Consider the following 18826-nt stretch of genomic DNA (forward strand, 5'->3'; position numbering starts at 1 on the left):
CCGCCACAGTAACCAGACGCCGTCCGCGGTTTCGACGGAATTCTTCAGCCCACCGGTGCGGCCGGCGTGGCACCGGCCGCGGCGAGATGGTCCAGGGCGGAGTCCGCCAAGGCGCGGACGGCCGGATGCCAGGGGCGGGACCGGGGCCCGGTCAGTACGAGGCGCCGTGAGGTCTGGGGGTGCAGCGGCAGCAGTGCCAGGTCGGGCGGGATCAGGGAGCGGGACACCTCCGACAGGACGGTCACGCCGATACCGGCCTGCACCATGCTGATCAGGGTCGCCAGATCCCGCACCCGGTGCGTGGGGGTGAACCGCAGCCCGGCGAGACGATGGATGGTCCGGATGCGGTCCTCGCAGCCGTTGGGCGAGATCAGGAACGGATCGTCCTCCAGGTCGCGGATGTCGACGACCGGCTCGCCCGCGAGGGGATGGTCCAGGGGCAGCACAGCCCGGTAGCTGTCGGCGGCCAACTGGATGCCCGGGCCCGGGGGAGGGTCGATCAGGATGGCGGCATCGGCCGTCCCGTTCTCCAGCCAGGCGGCGATCTCGGCGCTGTCTCCCTCGAAGACCCTGACCGTGATGCGGGGCTGGTCCTCGCCCCAGTGCCGCAGCAGCCCGGGGACCAGGCCCTGGCAGACCGTCGGGGTCGCGGCGAGACGCACCGTGCCCGTCATGGTGGCCGCGTCCGAGGCGAGTTGCTCAACAGCCCGGGCGGCTGCCACGGCGGTCCGGGCGTGCGGCACGACCCGCTCGCCGAGTGCCGTGGTGCGCACCGGGGCGGCACGGACCAGCAGCGGAGCGGTCAACTCGCGCTCCAGCGAGGCGACCGCGTGCGACACCGCCGACTGGCTGAGGCCGAGATCGGCAGCCGCCGCGCTGAAGCCGCCCGCGTCGACGACGGCGAGGAACGCCCTCAACTGGGAAAGGTTCACGGTCATGCACGGGCCTCATATACCTATGACACGTATGCGTTGGATCAATGGTGCCAGGTCGGTGACGCTTGGTCCGTGCCGCCGCCTCCGGCGGGCGCACCCCCTCACCTGCACAGGAGAAGCGATGCCTTTCATCCGCGTCACCGTCACGGACACCGCACTTCCCGCCGACGCGCAGCGCACCCTCGCCGAGGGGCTGACCGGCCTGGCCGTGTCGGCCCTTCGCAAGTCCGGCGCGAGGACCATCGTGCACGTGGACCTGGTGCCGGCCGGGCGCTACTACGTGGACGGCCGGCCGCTGACGGGTGGCCTCGACGCCCATGTCGAGGCCACCGTCACCGTCGGCACGAACAGCGCCGCGGAGAAGGCCGCGTTCATCGCCCAGGCGGGCGAACTGATGGCCAGGACTCTTGGCCCGCTCGCCCGTTCCGGTGTCGCGCTGCACGAACTGCACCCCGAGAGCTATGGCTACGACGGAGTGACCCAGTTCGACTTCTACCGCCGGGAAGCCGCTCGGCGGTAGCTGCGGCCGGCTCTCACGTGTCGAACTCGCCGTACCAGGCACGGTCGAGCAGACACTTGGGCAGATACGGCGACGAGCTGTCGACCGGGAACTCCGAGTCGAAGGCGAGGCACGCCAGCGCGAGCGGGCCGAGGGCCACCCGGCTGTGCGGCTCCGTCGAGTCGCCCCAGTAGCGCTCGTGATGGGTCAGGGCCTCCGTGAGCGCTTCCGCGAAAGCCTCATGGTCGCCGGTCACGAGACGGTGGAAGAGCGCGACGGGCTGGTAGTCGACCAGGTTCAGGAAGTCCGCAGATGTACGGGTGGCCACGTCGGGGTGGGACGTGTTCATGGTGGCGAGCAGCTTCTGGACCACATCGTCCATCGGGTGCTGGAGCCAGTACGTCTGCAGCGTGTCGATCCAGTGGAAGACGTACTCGTCCATGGGGGCGGCCCGGCGCAGATCGTCCAGCGGGACGTGGCACAACCAGGTCATGCGGTCCCGCTCACGGCAGACGACCGCGAGATAGAAGGCGTTGAGCCAGGCGCGGCCGTCCGCGTACGGAGCGGGGCCTGTGACCGGAAGCGTCACGACGTCGTGCCCGATACGGCAGTCGACGGCGCTCTCCCGGGAGGCCGTGGTGGCGAACAGTGCCGAGCCGACCTGCATGGCCCCGACCCACGCCTCCCAGGTCTCCAGTGCGCCCCCGTCGGGGTCGGACGCGCAGCGCACGTGGCTCAGGGCGAGTGCCGCGCCGAACGCGTCGCCGAAGGATGCGGGGGACTGAGGCAGCCGTGCCGTCAACTCGGCTGAAGTCTGGGTGAGTTGGTCGGCGGTCTGCGTTTGGGGGGCCGAGGTGGCAGCGGCGGAGTCCTGGCCGCGCAAGGACCTCATGACATCCATCAACTCCTGCGGCGGCACCACGGAGAACGACCGGGCCTCGTGGTCGAACACCGTGAGCGACACCAGCCGCCCCTGGTGCCACCAGTACAGCCGCGGTGAGAGCGCGCCCGGCCCGTCCTCGTAGGCGCCCATGGCGTAGGTGCCCAGGTCGTTGACGGCGTCCACCACGCTGCCGTCCACGATCGGGTGGAAGGCCAGCAGATGCCTGGTCGGCAGCACGACGAGCGCCCCGGCGTCCGGCAGCTCCCGGCCGGTCAACTCCCTTACGAGTTCCGGGAGTACGAGCGCCTTGCTGGACACGAAGAACGAGTCTCCGTACACGGAGTGCAGCAACGCGCCCTGCGGACCGCGGAATTCGTCGTGCTCGACCGGCTGGCGGAGCAGATTCGTCCGGCCCGCCGCCCACAACCGCTCAGGGCCGACGCGTGTCACGTCCTGGTCGTCGAGGATCCGTACGGAGGTGGGTGCGTCCAGGGCGAGGGCCGCGAGGAGCCCCTCGGCGACCGGCCGCGCATAGCGGAAACCGTCGGCTGTGTCGCCGGTGAAGGCGTCGTCGGGCAGAAGCCGCCAGCAGGTCCGCTCCAGGAGTTCCGTGCCGCTCTCGCCGCCCTGGGAGGCGTTCTCCAGGCCGTCGAAGTGCTGCTCCACGATCCCCGGCCAGTCGTTCTCGGCCGACTGGCGACACCGCTGCGCCAGGTTCGACAGCGGGCTGAGCCGGCCCTCCAGGTGCACCGAGTCCCCCGTCACGGTCGGCGATATGCCGTGACGGGCGAGGAAGTGATGGACCGTCAGGCTCCGCAGGCGCTCGGCCTGAGGGACGTTCAGCATCGGCAGGTGCGGATCGGGTGCGTGGTGAAGGTTCACCGCACAGACTCTACGAAGCGATGCGGGACCCGGTGACACGCGGGTCCGGACGCGTGGCCTTGGTCGGGCTCGTGTAGGCGAACCAGGGCAGGAAGAACTGCGTCATGGGCCCGACGGCCAGGGCGTACAGCACGGTGCCGAGCCCCACTCCGCCGCCGAGCAGCCACCCCACGGCGAGTACGGCGATCTCGATGGAGGTGCGGACCACGCGGATGGAGCGACCCGTCAGCGCGGCCGCGCCGGTCATGAGTCCGTCCCGGGGCCCCGGCCCGAAGCGTGCACCTACGTAGACGGCGACGGACAGCGCGTTGGCGAGGATCCCGGCGAGGAGGAGTCCGACGCGCTCGGGGAGCCCCAGGCCCTCGGGGACGAGCGCGAGGCCGAGGTCGGAGGAGAAGGCGATGACGACGATGTTGGCGGCGGTCCCGAAAGCGGGCCGCTGCCGCAGGGGGATCCACAGCAGCAGGACGGACGCACCCACGACCGCGGTGAGCGTGCCGAAGCTCAGCGAAGTGTGCTTCTCCAGGCCCTCGTTGAGGACGCTCCAGGGGCTCAGCCCCAGCCCGGCGCGGACCATGACGGCCATGCTGAACCCGTACAGGGCGAGGCCGATGAACAACTGCGGCAGGCGGAGGAGCGGGCGTTCGCCGAAGCGTACGTAGGTGAGCGGGGGAGTCGTACGGGTGCCGCCGCCGCGCCTGCCGGGTGCGGTCGTCGGGTTCCCTCCGGGCCCCGGAGCCGGGGTCGTCGGGTTCCCGTCGTCACTCCGTGGTGTCGCCTGTTCGGGGTGGTCCGTCATGTCCGTGTCCTGCCGCATGTGTGCTTGTCTCCGTCGTCGGTACCGAGTGCCTTCAAGGCCATTGCGGCAACTCTGTAGAGTGATTGGCCCGGATGACATGGCCAATCTGGGGAGAATGGTTTGACTGACGCGAAGACCTTCCTGCCGATGGACAGGGCGGGCCGAGCGGACCGGACCCTGGGCAGCCGTCAGCTCGCCGCGATGCTTCCCGGCGCCTCGGGCACGAGGCCCGCCTACCGCCACCTCGCCCAGGCGATCAGCGCGCTCATCCTGGACGGACGCATCGCCCTGCACGTCAGACTCCCCGCCGAGCGCGAACTGGCCGCCGCCGTCGGCACCAGCAGAACCACCGTCACCGCCGTGTACGACCTGCTGCGCGAGAGCGGCTACGCGCACAGCCGCCAGGGATCGGGCACGTGGACCGCCCTGCCCGAAGGCCGCACCCCCAACGGCGTCGCGCGCCTCCTCGGCCCCGAGGACACCGCGATCGACCTGGCCAGAGCCTCACCCGGGCTGCCCCCGCAGGTACTCGTCGACGCGCTGGCGCACATCGCCCCGCAACTGGCCGAGCAGGCGCACACCCCCGGCTACCACCCCTACGGCCTGCCCGACCTGCGCGCCGCCGTCGCCGAGCGCTACACCCGACGGGGCCTCGCCACCCTGCCCGAACAGATCCTGGTGACGTCCGGCGCGCAACACGCGCTGACACTCGTCCTGGGACTGCTGAGCAGCCCCGGCGACCGGGTCATGGTCGAGAACCCGTCCTACCCGAACGCCCTGGAGGCGCTACGGCGCGCCCGGCTGCGTACCGTGTCCGTCCCCGTGACCGACACCGGCTGGGACATCGAGATCACCGAATCGACGCTCCGCCAGGTGGTGCCCCAACTGGCCTACCTGATCCCCGACTTCCACAATCCGACCGGCTGCCTCATGCCCGAACACGAGCGGGTGCGCGTCCTGCGCGCGGCGGAGCGCTCCGGTACGTGGCTGGTCATCGACGAGACGCTGGCCGACCTCGCGCTCGACGTCCCGGCCCCGTCTCCCTTCGCCTCCCACACCGCGCCCGGTGGCACCGGCCAGGTCATCACCATCGGCTCGATGAGCAAGACCCATTGGGGCGGCCTGCGCATCGGCTGGCTGCGCGCGCCCGCACGGCTCGTCACCGAACTCGCGGGCCAGCGCGTGGCCACCGACATGGGCGGATCGGTCGTCGACCAGCTCCTGGCCCTCGCCCTCCTGGACCGGGCCGACGAGCTCCTGCCGCCCCGGCTCGAGCAACTACGGCTGCAGCGCGCCGCGTTGGCCACCGCACTGAGCGAGCACATGCCGCACTGGACCTGGCAACTACCGCCCGGCGGGCTGTCGTTGTGGGTCGACCTGGGCGAACCGGTGGCCTCCGCGCTCTCCGAGCGAGCCCTCGACAACGGCGTCCGGATCGAGAGCGGCGCCTGCTTCGCCACCGACCCGGGCATCTTCGAGCAGCGGATGCGCATCCCCTACACGACCCCGGCGGACACTCTGCGCGAAGCCGTCCAGCGCATGGCGACCACGCTCGCCGCCGGCCTCCCGTCGGCATCGACCGCGCGCCGCCCGCACTGGGTCGCCTGAGCACCGAAGTACGAAGGAGATCGGTGCATGCCGTACGGGGTGAGCGTCCCGGGACCGGTCCGCCCTCACGATGCCTGCGATGTGGAGTGCGGTGAGTCAGGCCGCTCCCCGGTGGTACTCCACCCCAGCGCCCGTCACGACCTGTGCGTCGCTGTAACCGCTGGGGTCATCCGTGCGAGAGCCACAGCCTCCTCGCTGCCCTCCTCGGCGCTGAACACGTGCACGACGAGACCCGTCTCGCCCGGCGCGGCCGGTACGTGCAGCGTCTCGAAGTCCAGCGTCAGCAGCCCGGCCACCGGGTGCCTCAGCCGCTTTCGGCCCGCCGCGCACATCACGACCTCGCCGCTGTCCCAGATCTGCCTGAACTCCGCGCTGTGTGCGGTGAGTTCGGCGATGAGCGCGGCCAGTTCCGTATCGCCGGGGTAACGGCCCGACCAGACCCGAAGCTGGCCCACGGCCTCCGCCGCCCGGTCCTTCCACTCGGGGTGGACGACGCGGGAGGCGGGGTCGAGGAAGAGGTACCGCGCGTTGTTCCGGTCGCGGCGGGCGGGGTCGGCCAGGCCGCCGAACAGCTCGGCGCCCGGGGCGTTCCACGCCACCACGTCCAGACGATGGTTCGTGGCGAAGGCCGGGAAACCGGCCATGGAGTCGAGCAGGCGCCGCAGCACGGGGCTGACCCTGGCCTCGGGCGCGGGGCCCTGCCGGGCGCCGGCCAGGGTCGCGAGATGCCCGCGCTCCGCTGTGTCGAGGCCGAGCGCGCCGGCGAGCGCTTCGACGACCTCGGGGGAGGGCTGGGTGGCGCGGCCCTGTTCCAGGCGTACGTAATAGTCCATGCTGATCCCGGCGAGCTGTGCCAGCTCCTCACGGCGCAGTCCGCGTACCCGTCGGCGACGACTGCCCGAGAGCCCGACGTGCTCCGGCGTGACGCGCGCACGACGGGCGCGGAGAAACTCTCCGAGGCCACGCTGCGAGCCGCCGATGGGCGAGCCCCCGATGGGTGCCCCCCCGATGGTGAGGGTCGTTCCCGCGTCTGTGTGCCCGATGTGGTTCACGCCGTCCATGGGCCCAAGTATGCGTGGCCCTCGCAGTACCAGGATGAGCGTTCCGCCGTTGACCAGGGTGCTGGCTGCCCGGACGCGCCTGGGCGAGCGTGGGGGCATGAACGACACGACGTCTCAGCAGCCCAAAAGGATCCTCGTGGTCAGCGCCCACCCGGAACCCCGTTCGCTCAACGCCGCGTTGACCGGCTTCGCGGTCGAGCACCTGCGTACGGCAGGACACGAGGTGAGGGTGTCCGACCTCTATGCGATGAAGTGGAAGGCGACGGTGGACGCCGACGACTTCCCCGAGCACGCCGAAGCAGGCCGGCTGCACGTCATGGCCGACTCCGAGCGGGCGACCCTGGGGGATGGCCTGTCGCCCGACATCGCGGCGGAACAGGAGAAGGTGCGCTGGTCGGACGCGGTGGTCCTGCAGTTCCCGATGTGGTGGTTCTCGGCGCCCGCGATCCTCAAGGGCTGGATCGACCGGGTCTTCACGAGCGGGTTCGCGTACGGCCCGGCGGTCCCGCCGCCGTACGGCGAAGGCTCCCTGGGGCAGAGGCGGGCGCTCGTGTCGGTGACCGTCGGCGCGCGCGAGTCGGCCTTCTCCGATCGAGGCATCCACGGAAGCCTCGCGGACGTCCTCCACCCCATCCAGCACGGGCTGTTCTGGTTCACCGGCATGACTCCGCTGGAGCCGTTCGCGGTGTACAGCTCGAACGACCTGCCCGACGACCGATTCGCCACGGCGCGGCAGGAGTACGCCCGACGGCTCGACACGCTCTTCACGGCCGAACCGGTCCCCTTCCGACCCCTCGCCGGCGGGGACTACGACCACGACATGCGGCTCCTGCCGGGGGTGGAGACACCGGGCACGAGCGGACTCGGCCTGCACGTCCGCACGCGGGCCTGAGGGCCTCGGGCCTCCACACCCTCTTCCTTAATTGAACGTGTTCAAATATTTGCGCTAAGGTGGTGGCGACACGATGAGGGGGCCCAATGAAGATCGTGATACCCGGCGGCACCGGGCAGGTAGGGACGATCCTGAAGCGTGAACTGACCGGTGCGGGACACGAAGTCGTGGTCCTCACGCGGCACCCGACCCGCACCGGGGAAGTCCGTTGGGACGGCGAGACCCTGGGCCCTTGGACCGAGGCCGTGGACGGCTGTGATGTCGTGATCAACCTCGCGGGACGCAGCGTCAGTTGCCGCTACACGCCGGCCAACCTCAAGGCCATGATGGATTCCCGCGTGCGGTCGGCCGAGGTCGTCGGTGAGGCCATCGCCACCGCCGCGCGACCCCCGGGGGTGTGGCTGCAGATGAGTACGGCCACCGTCTACGCCCACAGCCTCGCCGCACCGAACGACGAGGCGACCGGCGTGCTCGGCGGTGACGAGGCTGGGGTGCCGGGCTACTGGGCGTACAGCGTCGAGATCGCCAAGGCGTGGGAGCGGGCCCAGGAACGGGCCGACGCCCCGCACACCCGCAAGGTCGCCCTGCGCTCAGCGATGGTCATGAGCCCCGATCGCGGTGGCGTCTTCGACGTCCTCCTGCGCCTGACCCGGCTCGGCCTCGGCGGTCCGGTCGCGGGCGGTGGCCAGTACGTGTCCTGGATCTACGACCGTGACTTCGCCCGCGCGGTCCGGTTCCTGATCGAACGCGACGACCTGGACGGGCCCGTGAACCTCGCCGCCCCCGAGCCGCTGCCGCAGCGTGACTTCATGCGTGCGCTGCGCGCGGCATGGGGTGTTCCGGTGGGCCTGCCCGCGACGAAGTGGATGGCTGAACTGGGTGCGTTCGCGCTCCGGTCGGACACCGAACTTCTCTTGAAGAGCCGCCGCGTCGTCCCGGGACGGCTCCTCGAAGCGGGCTTCTCCTTCGACCACGCCGGGTGGCCGGAGGCCGCCGCCAACCTCGCGCGACGCGTACGAGGCGGACGAGATGTCACGCGGGCCATGGCGGACGGGCCGGTGTGAGGCGGGGAGCCGGTGGATCGCCTCCGTCGGCTGGCCCGCGTCGCCGCGTCACCAGGGGAGCGGGCCCTCGGCGTCGACGTACGTGCCGGTCGGGCCTTCGGGGCCCAGCTGTGCCATGCGCACGATGATCTCGGCGCCTTCCTCGACGGTCTGGGTGCCGGTGTGAGCGTTCAGGTCCGTCGCGGTGTAGCCGGGCTCCACCGCGTTGATCCGCATCCCGGGGAACGCCTTCGCGTACTGCACGGTGATCATGTTGACCGCGGCCTTCGACGCCGGGTAGGCGACTCCGGGATACGCGTGAGCCGGGGTACCCGCGTCGGCAACCCGCGCCAGTGAGGCCAGGCCGCTGCTCACGTTGACCACGACCGGCGCGTCGGACTTCTGCAGCAGCGGCAGGAACGCGTGGGTCACGCGTACGACGCCGAAGACGTTCGTCTCGAACGTCGACCGCATCTCGTCGGCGGTCACGTCCGCGGCACCGATCACACCTCCGTCCGGTGTCCGGCCCTCGATACCGGCGTTGTTGATCAGCACGTCGAGGCCGCCGTCGGCCTCGATCGCCTTCGCGGCGGCAGCGACGGACGCGTCGTCCGTGACGTCGAGCCGGACCCAGCGTGCGCCGAGCCGCTCGGCGGCGCGGCGTCCGCGCTCGGCGTCACGGCTGCCCACGTAGACGGTGTGGCCCGCGGCGGTGAGCCGGCGGGCGGTCTCGAAGCCGAGACCCTTGTTCGCTCCGGTGATGAGTGTTTTCGTCATGCCTCCAGGGTGCGGTGGCGCGGTGCCCTCAGCCAGGCGTCCCGTCTTCCTGGGACTGGCGGTACCAGGAAGGTCCCAGGCGCGCTCCCAGAGGGTCCCTGGCGTGGTCTCGTCGAGTGGCACCTCGACCTCAGCTTTAGGGTGAGACTTTGGTGATCTTGCCTCGTCGCCGACGGCACGGTGACGGTGGTTCGCCCAATTGGTCGCGGTCGGCGCGCGCGTCTTACCGGGCCGCGGTGCCGTTGGCACAGATGCGTGCCGACGTCCCGCGCCGAAGGGCGTTCGGCCCTCAGCCGTGGAAGGACTACGCATGCACATATCCGGACCGACGGCGGGCCGTCGGGTCTGTGCCGCGGTCATCGCCGCGTTGGTGACCTGCTCGACCGTTCTGACCGGGCAGATCATCGCCCAGGCCGGTGGATCGCCCACACCTTCGGTGCCGGCCCCGAAGCTGGACTGGAGACCCTGCGTTCCAGGCAGCCCGTTCGACTGCGCGACCGCGAAGGTGCCGCTGGACTACGACGACCCAGGCCGCCGCACCATCGAACTGGCAGTCGTCAAACGGAAGGCGACCGGCCCCGGCCGACGCATCGGCACCCTGCTCTTCAACCCCGGCGGACCCGGCGGGCCGGGAACGGTCCAGATGCCGCAGAACTACGAGGCCTTCCCGCGCGAGGTGCGGGAGCGGTTCGACATCGTCAGCTGGGACACCCGCGGCATCGGCAGCAGCACCGCGGTGAACTGCTTCGCGACTCCCGGGGAGGCCGCCGCGTGGAACGCGGGCAAACCGGCCGGCGTCCCCGTGGGCGCGCAGCAGCGAGCGGCCGTGTTCGCCGCGTACAAGGACCTGGCCCGGCGCTGTCAGCGGCGTGACCCCGAACTGCTGCGCCATGTGTCGACCGCCGACACCGCGCGCGACCTCGACGGGCTGCGCCGGGCGGTGGGCGACGCACAACTCACCTATCTCGGAATCTCCTACGGCACGATCCTGGGCGCCACGTACGCCAACTTGTTCCCCGGCAGGGTCCGCGCGATGGTCCTCGACAGCGACATCGATCCGCAGGCCTGGACGAACCACGCCTCCGACGCGGACCCCCGGCTCACCACGTTCCTGCGCATGGGCTCGGACCGCTCCGCGGCAGCGGTCCTGGACCGGTTCCTCACCCTGTGCGGATCCACGGACACCGCGGGCTGCGCGTTCTCGGCCGGCAGCCCGAAAGCGACCCGGGACAGGTTCGACCAGCTGATGCGGCGGCTGCGGGCGCAACCCGTGGGTGAGTGGACCTACGGCCGTACGGTCGCCGACGTGGTGAGCGGCCTCTACATCGTCCACCCGGGCTGGCCGGACCTCGCCGGCAGGCTGCGGGACCTCTGGCAGGGTCGCGTCCCCAAGGCGTCCCCACTCCCGCCCCCGCCACTTGTCCCGCATCCGGATCCGTACCTCGGCGAGGAACAGGCGAGTGCGGTGGCCTGCGGGGAGAGCCCCAATCCGCGTGACCCCGCCGCCTACCACGCCATGGAAGAGGCCGCCGCCGCCCGCGCGGGAGACGCCGGACGCTTCTGGACCTGGGCCACCGTGGCGTGTGTCTCCTGGCCGGCCGTCGCGGCCGACCGCTACCGCGGCCCGTGGAACAGGCCGACGGCACACCCGGTCCTGCTGGTCGGCACCAGGTACGACCCCGCTACTCCTTACGCGGACGCGCAGGCGCTGGCCGGGGAAATGGCCGACGCCCGCTTGCTCACCCACGAGGGATACGGTCACACCGCACTGATCAACCCCAGCAGCTGCGTGAAGACGTACGAGAGCCGGTACCTGGTCGACGGCACGCTCCCGCCGGCCGGAACGTCCTGCCGGCAGGACGAGCCCCCCTTCCCCGCGCCCAAGACGGTCGGCGGCGTCGCCACCGGCGGCGGTGGGATGGCCGGCCCCGCCCATTGAGTCGGCCACAACGCACGGCTTCACGAACTGAACAGAACGGCCGACTGGAGCGTCGGACGACGACACCGTCGAGCGGATCGCGGCACGGACCGCCATGAGGACCTCCGGCACTGTTTCGCACGGGACGGCGTGCGAGGAGTGGGGCGGGAGTGCCATGAGTCGTCTGCGGGCGGTGGCTCCGGACTGCCGACCGGGCCAACTCGGCAGTATTGAAAGGTCTGTTGACTGTCCGTTGGGAAGTTGACTTTCGGTCAAGACGGGACCCGTAGAAGACCGGTCCACTCGGCGGCGTCACGCGCGTCCGCCCCGCCGAAACTGCCTTCGGGTGACCGGCCGCCCTGGCCGGACCGCATCGATCCGGCCATCTCTGCCTGATGCCCGTAATGATCTTGGATAGGTTCGTCAGGGCTCTCGCGCCGCGGGGCGCGTCACTGTCCGGCCCTACGATCCCGACCAGGCAGGAGCCACATCATGGGACCGCAACCCGTCGCACTCGACCCGGCCGGTGCCGACGTCCACGCCGAGGCCGCCCGGCTGCGTGCCTCGGGCCCGGCGACGCTCGTCCGACTCCCGGACGGCCCCGAGGCGTGGGCCATCACCAGCCACAGCCTGCTCAAGGACCTGCTGACCGACCCACGCGTGTCCAAGGACGCCCGCCGGCACTGGCCCGCGTGGCAGCGCGGCGAGTACCACGAGTCCTGGCTGGCCACCTGGGTCGGCGTGAACAACATGTTCACGGCGTACGGGAGCGATCACCGACGGCTGCGCAAGCTCATCGCACCGGCGTTCACGGCCCGGCGCACCGACGCCATGCTGCCCTCGGTCGAGCGCATCACCACCGCTCTCCTCGACGAACTCGGCACGGTGCCACCGGGATCTGTGGTCGACCTCCGGGAGACCTTCACGCACCAGCTGCCGATGCAGGTCATCTGCGAGCTGTTCGGTATCCCCGAGGGCGACACCCGCGCCGAACTGGCCCGGCTCTCCGAGATCATCATGACCTCCGTCGACCCGGAGGAGGCGGGCGCCGCGTACGTCGACGTCCAGGCACTGCTGACAGGGCTGGCCGGCCTCAAGCGCGAGGAACCCGGGTCGGACCTGACCAGCGTGCTGGTCGCCGCGCGGGACGAGGAAGGCCACAGGATGACCGAACAGGAGCTGATAGACACGCTCCTGCTCGTCCTCGTCGCCGGCCACGAGACCACGGTCAACCTCATAGGCAACGCCGTTCACGCCCTGCTCACGCACCCGGAGCAGCTCGACCTGGTCCGTGCGGGCGAGCTCTCCTGGAACGACGTGATCGAGGAGACCCTCCGCTGGGCCCCCAGTGTCGCCAACCTTCCGCTCCGGTTCGCCGTCGAGGACATCGAGATCCCGGACGGCCCCACCATCCGCAAGGGCGAGGCGATCCTGGCGTCGTTCGCGGGCACCGGGCGCGATCCGCAGCAACACGGGGCCACCGCCGACCAGTACGACGCACGGCGCCCGAGCGCCGAACACCTCAGCTTCGGATACGGAGTCCACCGCTGCCTGGGCGCACCCCTGGCCCGGATGGAAGCGGCGATCGCCCTCCCGGCCCTCTTCGACCGCTTCCCCGACCTGGAACTCGCCCTGCCCACCGAGTCGTTGGAGCCGGCCGGCGGCTTCATCGTGGGAGGCCTGAAGGCGATTCCCATGAGGCTGACGAAGGCCTGACCCCGGATTCGGGCCCGCGCGGCGGCCGGCGCTCCGCAAGCCCAGCCGGCCACCGCGCGCACCGGGACCGATGACCAGCCGCGCAGAGTGTTGTGCACGAACGGGGTCTGCGGACCGGCGGGTTCCAGGTGCTCGATGCGGCGGACCAGCGCGCGGAGGAGTACCTCCATCTCGAGCCGGGAGATCGGCTGCCCCACACATTGGTGGATCCCCATCCCGAACGCCGGATGGCCACTCGCCGCCCGTGTGACCCGGAACGCGTCGGCGTCAGGCCCGCATCGCCTCGGGCCGCGGTCGGCCGCGCCGACGAACAGCAGGACCTTCGCCCCGCCCGGCACTGGACCCCCGCCCGGACGGGCGTCGCGTGCGGCCGTCCGGTAGAAGGCATGGAAGGGCGACTCGTGGCGGAACGACTCGTCCACGGCGAACCGGATGCTGCCCGGATCCTCGCGCGGCAGGGCCCACTGCCCGGGGTCGTGGGCCAGGGCCCGCAGCGGGTTGCCGATGGCGATCACCGTGGTGTCCAGACCGGCCGACAGCATCGCGCGCATCAGGAGCGTCGCCTGTTCGCCGCTCAGGCGCCCCGCCCCGGCGTGCTCCCAGATCCGGGCGCCCAGCCCGTCGTCGGACAGGGACTCGCGGGCGCAGTTGCGCTCGCCCGCCCCGGGCTGCGCCTGGCGGTACGCGGCCCGCATCACACCGCTCGGATATGTGTCCTGGGAAAGATCCCCCGCCAATGGCGTGGCCAGGAGCGGACGCGGTCGTTGGGCAGCGCATGAACGACCAGCGCAAAAGCGTTCCTGCGCCCCGACCCCGTCACGCTGCCCCGCTGGGCACGGGCGGGGCCGCCTCGCCGACGCCCATCTACGACGCGCTCGTGCATCAATGGCGCGCCCTGCACCGGGAGGTCCCGCGCCCGCCCTCCACGCGGCAGGGCTGGGTGCGCGTCGATCCGCAGGACCTGTTCCACCGTGGTTGAGGAAGTTCCACAAGAATCATTGCACAAGAACTCTTGTGTAAGTAGTGTCGCCCGTATGGCCCCTCCGATCACCGATTCCCGGGTGCTGGCCGCGATGGCCCACCCGGTCCGTCGCCGCTTGCTCGACCTGCTCAAGCTCGACGGCCCTTCCACCGCCAGCGCGTTGTCGCAGGCGACGGGCGAAGCCGTCGGCAATGTGAGTCACCACCTGAAGGCGCTGGCCGCCGCGGGGCTGATCGAGGAGGCCCCTGAACTCGCCCGCGACCGTCGCGAACGGTGGTGGCGGCGCACCACGCCGAAGCTCCTGTGGTCCTCCGTCGACTTCGCCGACGACGCGGCGGGGGAGGCCGTCGCGCACGCCGCCGAGTCCCTCAACCTCGAGCGGCAGATCAACCAGGTGCGCCGCTGGGCGGATCGGCCCCAGTCCGAGCAGCAGCGCTGGCCGCTCGGCCCCTTCGTCGCCGAGGTGTGGCTGCGGATGACCGATGCCGAACTCGCCCAGTTCAAGGACGAGATCGTGGAAGTCATGGACCGATGGGCCGACCGGGAACTCCCCGACGACGGCCAGGAGCGGGAAACCGTCTTCACCTTCGCCCGTGCCGTACCGGGGCACCCGTAAGCCCGTAAGCCCGTAAGCCCGTAAGCCCGTAAGCCCGTAGGCCCGTACAGCGCGCATGGCACGTACGGACCCCTGCGGCACATGCCGTCAGTCACGCTCACGAAAGCAGGAGACATGTCTATTTGGTTCATCACCGGCGCCTCGCGTGGACTGGGTGCGGAGATCGTGCGGGAGGCGTTGGCGCGAGGGCATGAGGTCGTCGCCACGGCGCGCGATGCCGAGGCCGTTCGCCGTGCGTTCCCGGACGCGTCCGACGCCCTGCTCGCCGTGGACCTGGACGTCACCGAGGAGGCGACGATACGCACCGCGGTCGACGCCGCTCTCGCGCGCTACGGCCGCATCGACGTCCTGGTGAACAACGCGGGGCGCGGCCTCCTCGGGGCGGTGGAAGAGGTCTCGGACGAGGCCGTCCGTGCCGCGTTCGACATCAACGTCTTCGGAGTGCTCAGCACCCTGCGGGCCGTGCTGCCCACGCTCCGGGCCCAGCGGTCCGGACACGTGATCAACATCGGCTCGGTCGGTGGCTTCGCCACCGCTCCCGGCGTCGGCCTGTACGGCGCGACGAAGTTCGCCGTCGAAGGCATCACCGAGGCACTGCACGGCGAACTCGCCCCCTTGGGCGTCCACGTCACCGTCGTCGAACCCGGCGGCTTCCGCACCGACTTCCTCGACGCGTCGAGCCTCTACACCGAACGCCACGTGATCGACGACTATGCCCCCACCGCGGGCGCCACCCGCAAGGCCCTCGCGGACGTCAACCACCGACAGCCCGGAGACCCCGCCAAGGCGGCTGCCGCCGTCGTCGGCCTGACCGACGCCCCCGAACCCCCGCTCCGCCTCGTTCTCGGCCCCGACGCCGTGGCCCGGGTCGAGGTCAAACTCGACGGCGTCCAGCGCGAACTCGACCGGCACCGCGCCCTGGCCATGTCGACGGACCTGGCGCCGTCGGGCGGCCCGGCGTGACGTAGCCGCAGCAGCGTCGAACACCGGCCCGCAGGACCGCGTGAGCATAGAGTCGCGGGCGTCGCGTCGCTTCACTCTCATGGGGAGGCATGGTCATGCAGTACCGCAGCATCGGCAGTGTGACGGTCAGCGCCATCGGGCTCGGCGGGATGCCGCTGTCCATCGAAGGGCGGCCGGACGAGGCGCAGGCGGTCGCGACCGTCCACGCGGCCCTCGATGCGGGGGTCTCGTTCATCGACACGGCCATGGCGTACTGCTTGGACTCCTCCGAGACCGGGCACAACGAGTCGCTGATCGCGCGGGCGCTCGCGTCGTACGGCGGCGACACCTCGGGGGTGCTCGTCGGCACGAAGGGCGGGGCGGCGCGCGGAGCCGACGGGGCGTGGTTGTTCAATGGCGACCCGGCGATCCTGAGGGAGGCGTGCGAGGGATCGCTCGAACGCCTCGGAGTGGACGCCATCGGGCTCTACCAGCTGCACGTCCCCGACCCGAACGTGCCGTACGCGGAATCGGTGGGCGCGATGGGGGATCTGTACGACGCGGGCAAGATCCGCGCGATCGGCATCTCGAACGTGAATTCCGGTCAACTCCTTGAGGCCCACGGCATTCTCGGCGAGCGGCTGGTGTCCGTCCAGAACAACTTCTCGCCGGCGTCCCGCGAGAGCGAACCGCAACTGCGCCTGTGCGACGAGCTCGGCATCGCGTTCCTTCCTTACAGCCCGCTGGGCGGCATCTCCCGTGCGGGTGCCCTGGGTTCGGCGCACGCGGCGTTCGCGAGCATTGCCGAGGCGCGCGGCGTCAGTCCCCAACAGGTCTGTCTGGCCTGGGAGTTGGCCAAGTCCCCGGTCGTCGTGCCGATCCCTGGATCGTCCCGTCCGTCCACCATCGAGGACTCGGCAGCGGCGGCGGAACTCGAACTCACGGCCGCGGAGCTCGCCGAGCTCGACGCGGACTAGGACTTCTCGCCCGGCCGGCCCCAGCCGCCGCACCTCCCCCTAGTGTGCTCGAAACTGCTCGAAAGTTTCATTGACCGAGCAATTTCAAGCAGATAGCTTTCCTTCGTCCTCAGATCGTCGGTTCCTCGCGTCCGCTCCCCTCGTCACGTCTCGGAGCTGCGCGGGCGAACAGGGCGGTGGGCCGGCGGAGCCACCGGCCGCGCCCGCCCTCGTACAAGGAGAGTCACGTTGTCGGCGCGCTACCACCTGCGATTCCAGCTTCCTCCCCGCAAGGACCCGGCCGACGTGGTCTCGCACGCGACCGCCCTGGCTCGGGCCTGCCAGGAAGCCGGAGTCGACGAAGTCGTCCTCCTGCTGGCCGCCGAGGAGGTGTTCGACGGCTATCTCTCCGGTGAGGCCGAAGACCGCTGGTACGAGACCACGGCCGCTGTCAGCGGCATTCTGCGCGACGCCGGACTCGACGTCAGCCTCAACCCCTGGGTGACGACCGGCCACGCGGACCGCGGCCGCAAGGACGGTCACGGCTTCCGGCCGATGGTGTCGCCCACCGGGCGGACCGCCGCCGCGCAGGCCTCGTTCGCCTGCCCCCGCTGGCGCGATTGGCTGTACGCCCACTACGGACGCTTCGCCGGACTCGGCCTCCGCGTGCTGTGGCTGGAGGACGACTTCCGCTACCACAATCATGCCCCGCTGGACTGGGGCGGCGGCTTCGAGACCCCCGTCCTGGACCGGCTGGCCGATCTCGTCGGCCGACCTGTGACCCGCGACGAGGTCGCACGGGTGATCGCCGAGCCCGGCCCGCCGCACCCGTGGCGCGCCCTCCTCCAGCAAGTCTGGCGCACCCTCCAGACGGAGATCGCCGAGCGGCTGAGCGAGGTCGTGGAGGAGCGTTCGGCGGGGCGGTCCCGACTCGGTCTCATGAGCTCGTTGCCCGACGTCCACTCCGTCGAGGGCCGCGACTGGCCGGCGCTGTTCCAGGCACTGGCCGTACAGGGCCGCGCCACGCACCGCCCGCACTTCGCCCCGTACAGCGACAGCGCCCCGCGCTCACTCAGCAGCCAGATGTGGCTCCTGGAAACCCAGCGCGCGCTGCGGCCCGCCTGGGTCGAGTCCGAGCCGGAGATCGAGAACTGGCCGCACACCACCTGGTCGAAGTCGGACGTGCAGACCTGGTCCGAGATGACCACGGCTCAACTGTCCGGCGCGGACGCGCTGTTCCTCAACGTCCACCCGATGCAGGCCGGCCGCCCCGACCGCTTCCCCGGCACCACTCGGCTGCTGCGCCGCTCGCGCCCGGCCCTCGACTGGATCGCGGGACGCCACACCAAGCACGCCCGGACACTCGGTGTCGGGCTGCCGTACCGGCAGGACGCGGCGGCTCACGTCCGCACCCGGTCCGGCAGCCTGGACGAGCTGCGCACCGGCCCGCGAGGCGCAGCCGACTTCCTGCTGCGGTACGGCATCCCGGTCACCGCCTCAAAGGCACCGGTGCAGGCTGTCTTCGGCACCCTGGCCTGGGCGTTCGACGACGACGAGATCCGGGAGATGCTGGCGGGCGGGCTGCTGCTCGACGGGGTCGCGGCCGACGTGCTGACCCAGCGCGGATTCGGCGGCCTCCTCGGTGTCCAGGTCGCCGAGGTCGTCGACCGCGAGGACGCGCAGGCGGCGGACCCCTTCAGCTTCGAACAGATCACCCACCACCCCGACCCCGACATCGTCGGCACGCTGCTGAGCGTCAACACACAGCCGGCGCTGGCCCGTCTGAGCCCGCATCCGGACGCCGTGGTGTGGACGCACATCCTCACGCCGGGAGAGGACGCCTGGGGTGCCGGAAGCTGCGGATACGTCAACGAGCTCGGGGGCCGCGTCGCCGTACTCGCCGCCACGGACCCCGCCGACCTGCCCCGGGACGACTTCGGGCAGCGCGTCATCCACGCCGTCATCCGGTTCCTCGAAGGACCGGACCCGGCGCTGCCCCTGGTCAGCGGCGGACCGCACCTGATCCCGCACCTGTCGCACCAGGACGGGGTGACCCGACTCGCCATAGCCAACGGCAGTTTCGACCCCGCCCTGCCCCACGTGGACGTCCCCACGCCACCCGACGCGGTCTCGTCGGTCCGCCTCGACCCCCTGAAGACCCCGGAACCGGCGAGTGTGCTCCACGGCGCGGAAGGCATCACGGCCGAGACGGAACTGCCGCATCGCGCTTGGCTGATGCTGGCCTGGTGACGCCCCGGACCCACGTCTACCTGGGGCTCGGATGGTCTCCGTCGCCCCGGGTGTCCGTCCGTTCGCG

15 protein-coding genes and 1 pseudogene are annotated in these 18826 nt (G+C 71.1%); 10 read left to right on the plus strand and 6 right to left on the minus strand.

The features are described from left to right. Positions 1–44: 44 nt before the first annotated feature. A complete protein-coding gene (locus AC07EJ_RS02305) occupies positions 45–938 on the minus strand; it encodes a LysR family transcriptional regulator (protein WP_389481570.1) in 894 nt (297 codons plus the stop codon). Between the two features lie 118 nt (positions 939–1056). Here AC07EJ_RS02305 and AC07EJ_RS02310 point away from each other — a divergent pair, with 118 nt between their 5' ends. After that, positions 1057–1455 (plus strand): tautomerase family protein, encoded by a 399-nt coding sequence (locus AC07EJ_RS02310; RefSeq protein ID WP_389481573.1) that lies wholly within the window; start codon positions 1057–1059, stop codon positions 1453–1455. A gap of 13 nt (positions 1456–1468) precedes the next feature. Here the strand turns inward: AC07EJ_RS02310 and AC07EJ_RS02315 are convergent, their stop codons facing one another. Beyond that, on the minus strand, positions 1469–3199 hold the full coding sequence (locus tag AC07EJ_RS02315) for an immunity 49 family protein (RefSeq protein ID WP_478883560.1): 1731 nt from the start codon (positions 3197–3199) through the stop codon (positions 1469–1471). Between the two features lie 10 nt (positions 3200–3209). Then, complete coding sequence (gene yczE, locus AC07EJ_RS02320) at positions 3210–4016, minus strand: membrane protein YczE (protein ID WP_478883561.1); 807 nt, start codon at positions 4014–4016, stop codon at positions 3210–3212. Between the two features lie 102 nt (positions 4017–4118). Between yczE and yczR the strand changes: the two genes are divergently transcribed. After that, positions 4119–5606 carry a MocR-like transcription factor YczR gene (gene yczR, locus AC07EJ_RS02325; RefSeq protein ID WP_393585106.1) on the plus strand — a complete coding sequence of 496 codons (1488 nt, stop codon included), beginning with the start codon at positions 4119–4121 and terminating at the stop codon, positions 5604–5606. A 134-nt stretch (positions 5607–5740) separates the two neighbouring features. Here yczR and AC07EJ_RS02330 read toward each other — a convergent pair whose 3' ends face one another. Next, positions 5741–6667, minus strand: coding sequence for a helix-turn-helix transcriptional regulator (locus AC07EJ_RS02330; RefSeq protein WP_478883562.1), 927 nt, complete (start codon positions 6665–6667; stop codon positions 5741–5743). A 97-nt stretch (positions 6668–6764) separates the two neighbouring features. Between AC07EJ_RS02330 and AC07EJ_RS02335 the strand changes: the two genes are divergently transcribed. Further along, positions 6765–7559, plus strand: a complete 795-nt coding sequence (locus AC07EJ_RS02335) for an NAD(P)H-dependent oxidoreductase (RefSeq protein WP_478883563.1) — start codon at positions 6765–6767, stop codon at positions 7557–7559. 86 nt (positions 7560–7645) lie between these two features. Continuing rightward, a complete protein-coding gene (locus AC07EJ_RS02340; protein WP_478883564.1) occupies positions 7646–8623 on the plus strand; it encodes a TIGR01777 family oxidoreductase in 978 nt (325 codons plus the stop codon). Between the two features lie 48 nt (positions 8624–8671). Here the strand turns inward: AC07EJ_RS02340 and AC07EJ_RS02345 are convergent, their stop codons facing one another. Continuing rightward, positions 8672–9379, minus strand: coding sequence for an SDR family NAD(P)-dependent oxidoreductase (locus AC07EJ_RS02345; protein ID WP_478883565.1), 708 nt, complete (start codon positions 9377–9379; stop codon positions 8672–8674). A 310-nt stretch (positions 9380–9689) separates the two neighbouring features. Here AC07EJ_RS02345 and AC07EJ_RS02350 point away from each other — a divergent pair, with 310 nt between their 5' ends. Both AC07EJ_RS02350 and AC07EJ_RS02355 read left to right on the plus strand, forming a co-directional pair. After that, positions 9690–11318 (plus strand): alpha/beta hydrolase, encoded by a 1629-nt coding sequence (locus AC07EJ_RS02350; RefSeq protein ID WP_478883566.1) that lies wholly within the window; start codon positions 9690–9692, stop codon positions 11316–11318. Positions 11319–11789: 471 nt separating this feature from the next. Next, positions 11790–13013 carry a cytochrome P450 family protein gene (locus tag AC07EJ_RS02355; protein WP_478883567.1) on the plus strand — a complete coding sequence of 408 codons (1224 nt, stop codon included), beginning with the start codon at positions 11790–11792 and terminating at the stop codon, positions 13011–13013. Between the two features lie 128 nt (positions 13014–13141). On the opposite strand, the pseudogene AC07EJ_RS02360 reads toward AC07EJ_RS02355, so the two are convergent. Beyond that, positions 13142–13708 (minus strand): annotated as a pseudogene (locus AC07EJ_RS02360) (cytochrome P450); the annotation flags it as partial. Positions 13709–14047: 339 nt separating this feature from the next. Between AC07EJ_RS02360 and AC07EJ_RS02365 the strand changes: the two are divergent. The 4 genes from AC07EJ_RS02365 (at position 14048) to AC07EJ_RS02380 (ending at position 18759) form a co-directional block, all read left to right on the plus strand. Next, on the plus strand, positions 14048–14611 hold the full coding sequence (locus AC07EJ_RS02365) for a winged helix-turn-helix domain-containing protein (protein WP_389481594.1): 564 nt from the start codon (positions 14048–14050) through the stop codon (positions 14609–14611). A 114-nt stretch (positions 14612–14725) separates the two neighbouring features. Further along, the gene (locus AC07EJ_RS02370) at positions 14726–15574 is read left to right on the plus strand and encodes an oxidoreductase (protein WP_389481595.1); all 849 of its coding nucleotides are present in this window, start codon (positions 14726–14728) and stop codon (positions 15572–15574) included. 95 nt (positions 15575–15669) lie between these two features. Then, the gene (locus AC07EJ_RS02375; protein WP_389481597.1) at positions 15670–16530 is read left to right on the plus strand and encodes an aldo/keto reductase; all 861 of its coding nucleotides are present in this window, start codon (positions 15670–15672) and stop codon (positions 16528–16530) included. Between the two features lie 228 nt (positions 16531–16758). Continuing rightward, entirely contained in the window at positions 16759–18759 is a 2001-nt protein-coding gene (locus tag AC07EJ_RS02380) for a hypothetical protein (protein ID WP_478883568.1), read from the plus strand. The last annotated feature ends 67 nt before the right edge of the window (positions 18760–18826 follow it).

The organism is Streptomyces sp. NPDC045026 (assembly GCF_056432625.1).

Excerpts from the sequence above, each read along its gene's own strand:
- AC07EJ_RS02305 (WP_389481570.1), bottom strand. The coding sequence starts at position 938 with ATGACCGTGAACCTTTCCCAGTTGAGGGCGTTCCTCGCCGTCGTCGAC.
- AC07EJ_RS02310 (WP_389481573.1), top strand. The coding sequence starts at position 1,057 with ATGCCTTTCATCCGCGTCACCGTCACGGACACCGCACTTCCCGCCGAC.
- yczE (WP_478883561.1), bottom strand. The coding sequence starts at position 4,016 with ATGCGGCAGGACACGGACATGACGGACCACCCCGAACAGGCGACACCA.
- AC07EJ_RS02330 (WP_478883562.1), bottom strand. The coding sequence starts at position 6,667 with ATGGACGGCGTGAACCACATCGGGCACACAGACGCGGGAACGACCCTC.
- AC07EJ_RS02335 (WP_478883563.1), top strand. The coding sequence starts at position 6,765 with ATGAACGACACGACGTCTCAGCAGCCCAAAAGGATCCTCGTGGTCAGC.
- AC07EJ_RS02340 (WP_478883564.1), top strand. The coding sequence starts at position 7,646 with ATGAAGATCGTGATACCCGGCGGCACCGGGCAGGTAGGGACGATCCTG.
- AC07EJ_RS02345 (WP_478883565.1), bottom strand. The coding sequence starts at position 9,379 with ATGACGAAAACACTCATCACCGGAGCGAACAAGGGTCTCGGCTTCGAG.
- AC07EJ_RS02350 (WP_478883566.1), top strand. The coding sequence starts at position 9,690 with ATGCACATATCCGGACCGACGGCGGGCCGTCGGGTCTGTGCCGCGGTC.
- AC07EJ_RS02355 (WP_478883567.1), top strand. The coding sequence starts at position 11,790 with ATGGGACCGCAACCCGTCGCACTCGACCCGGCCGGTGCCGACGTCCAC.
- AC07EJ_RS02365 (WP_389481594.1), top strand. The coding sequence starts at position 14,048 with ATGGCCCCTCCGATCACCGATTCCCGGGTGCTGGCCGCGATGGCCCAC.
- AC07EJ_RS02370 (WP_389481595.1), top strand. The coding sequence starts at position 14,726 with ATGTCTATTTGGTTCATCACCGGCGCCTCGCGTGGACTGGGTGCGGAG.
- AC07EJ_RS02375 (WP_389481597.1), top strand. The coding sequence starts at position 15,670 with ATGCAGTACCGCAGCATCGGCAGTGTGACGGTCAGCGCCATCGGGCTC.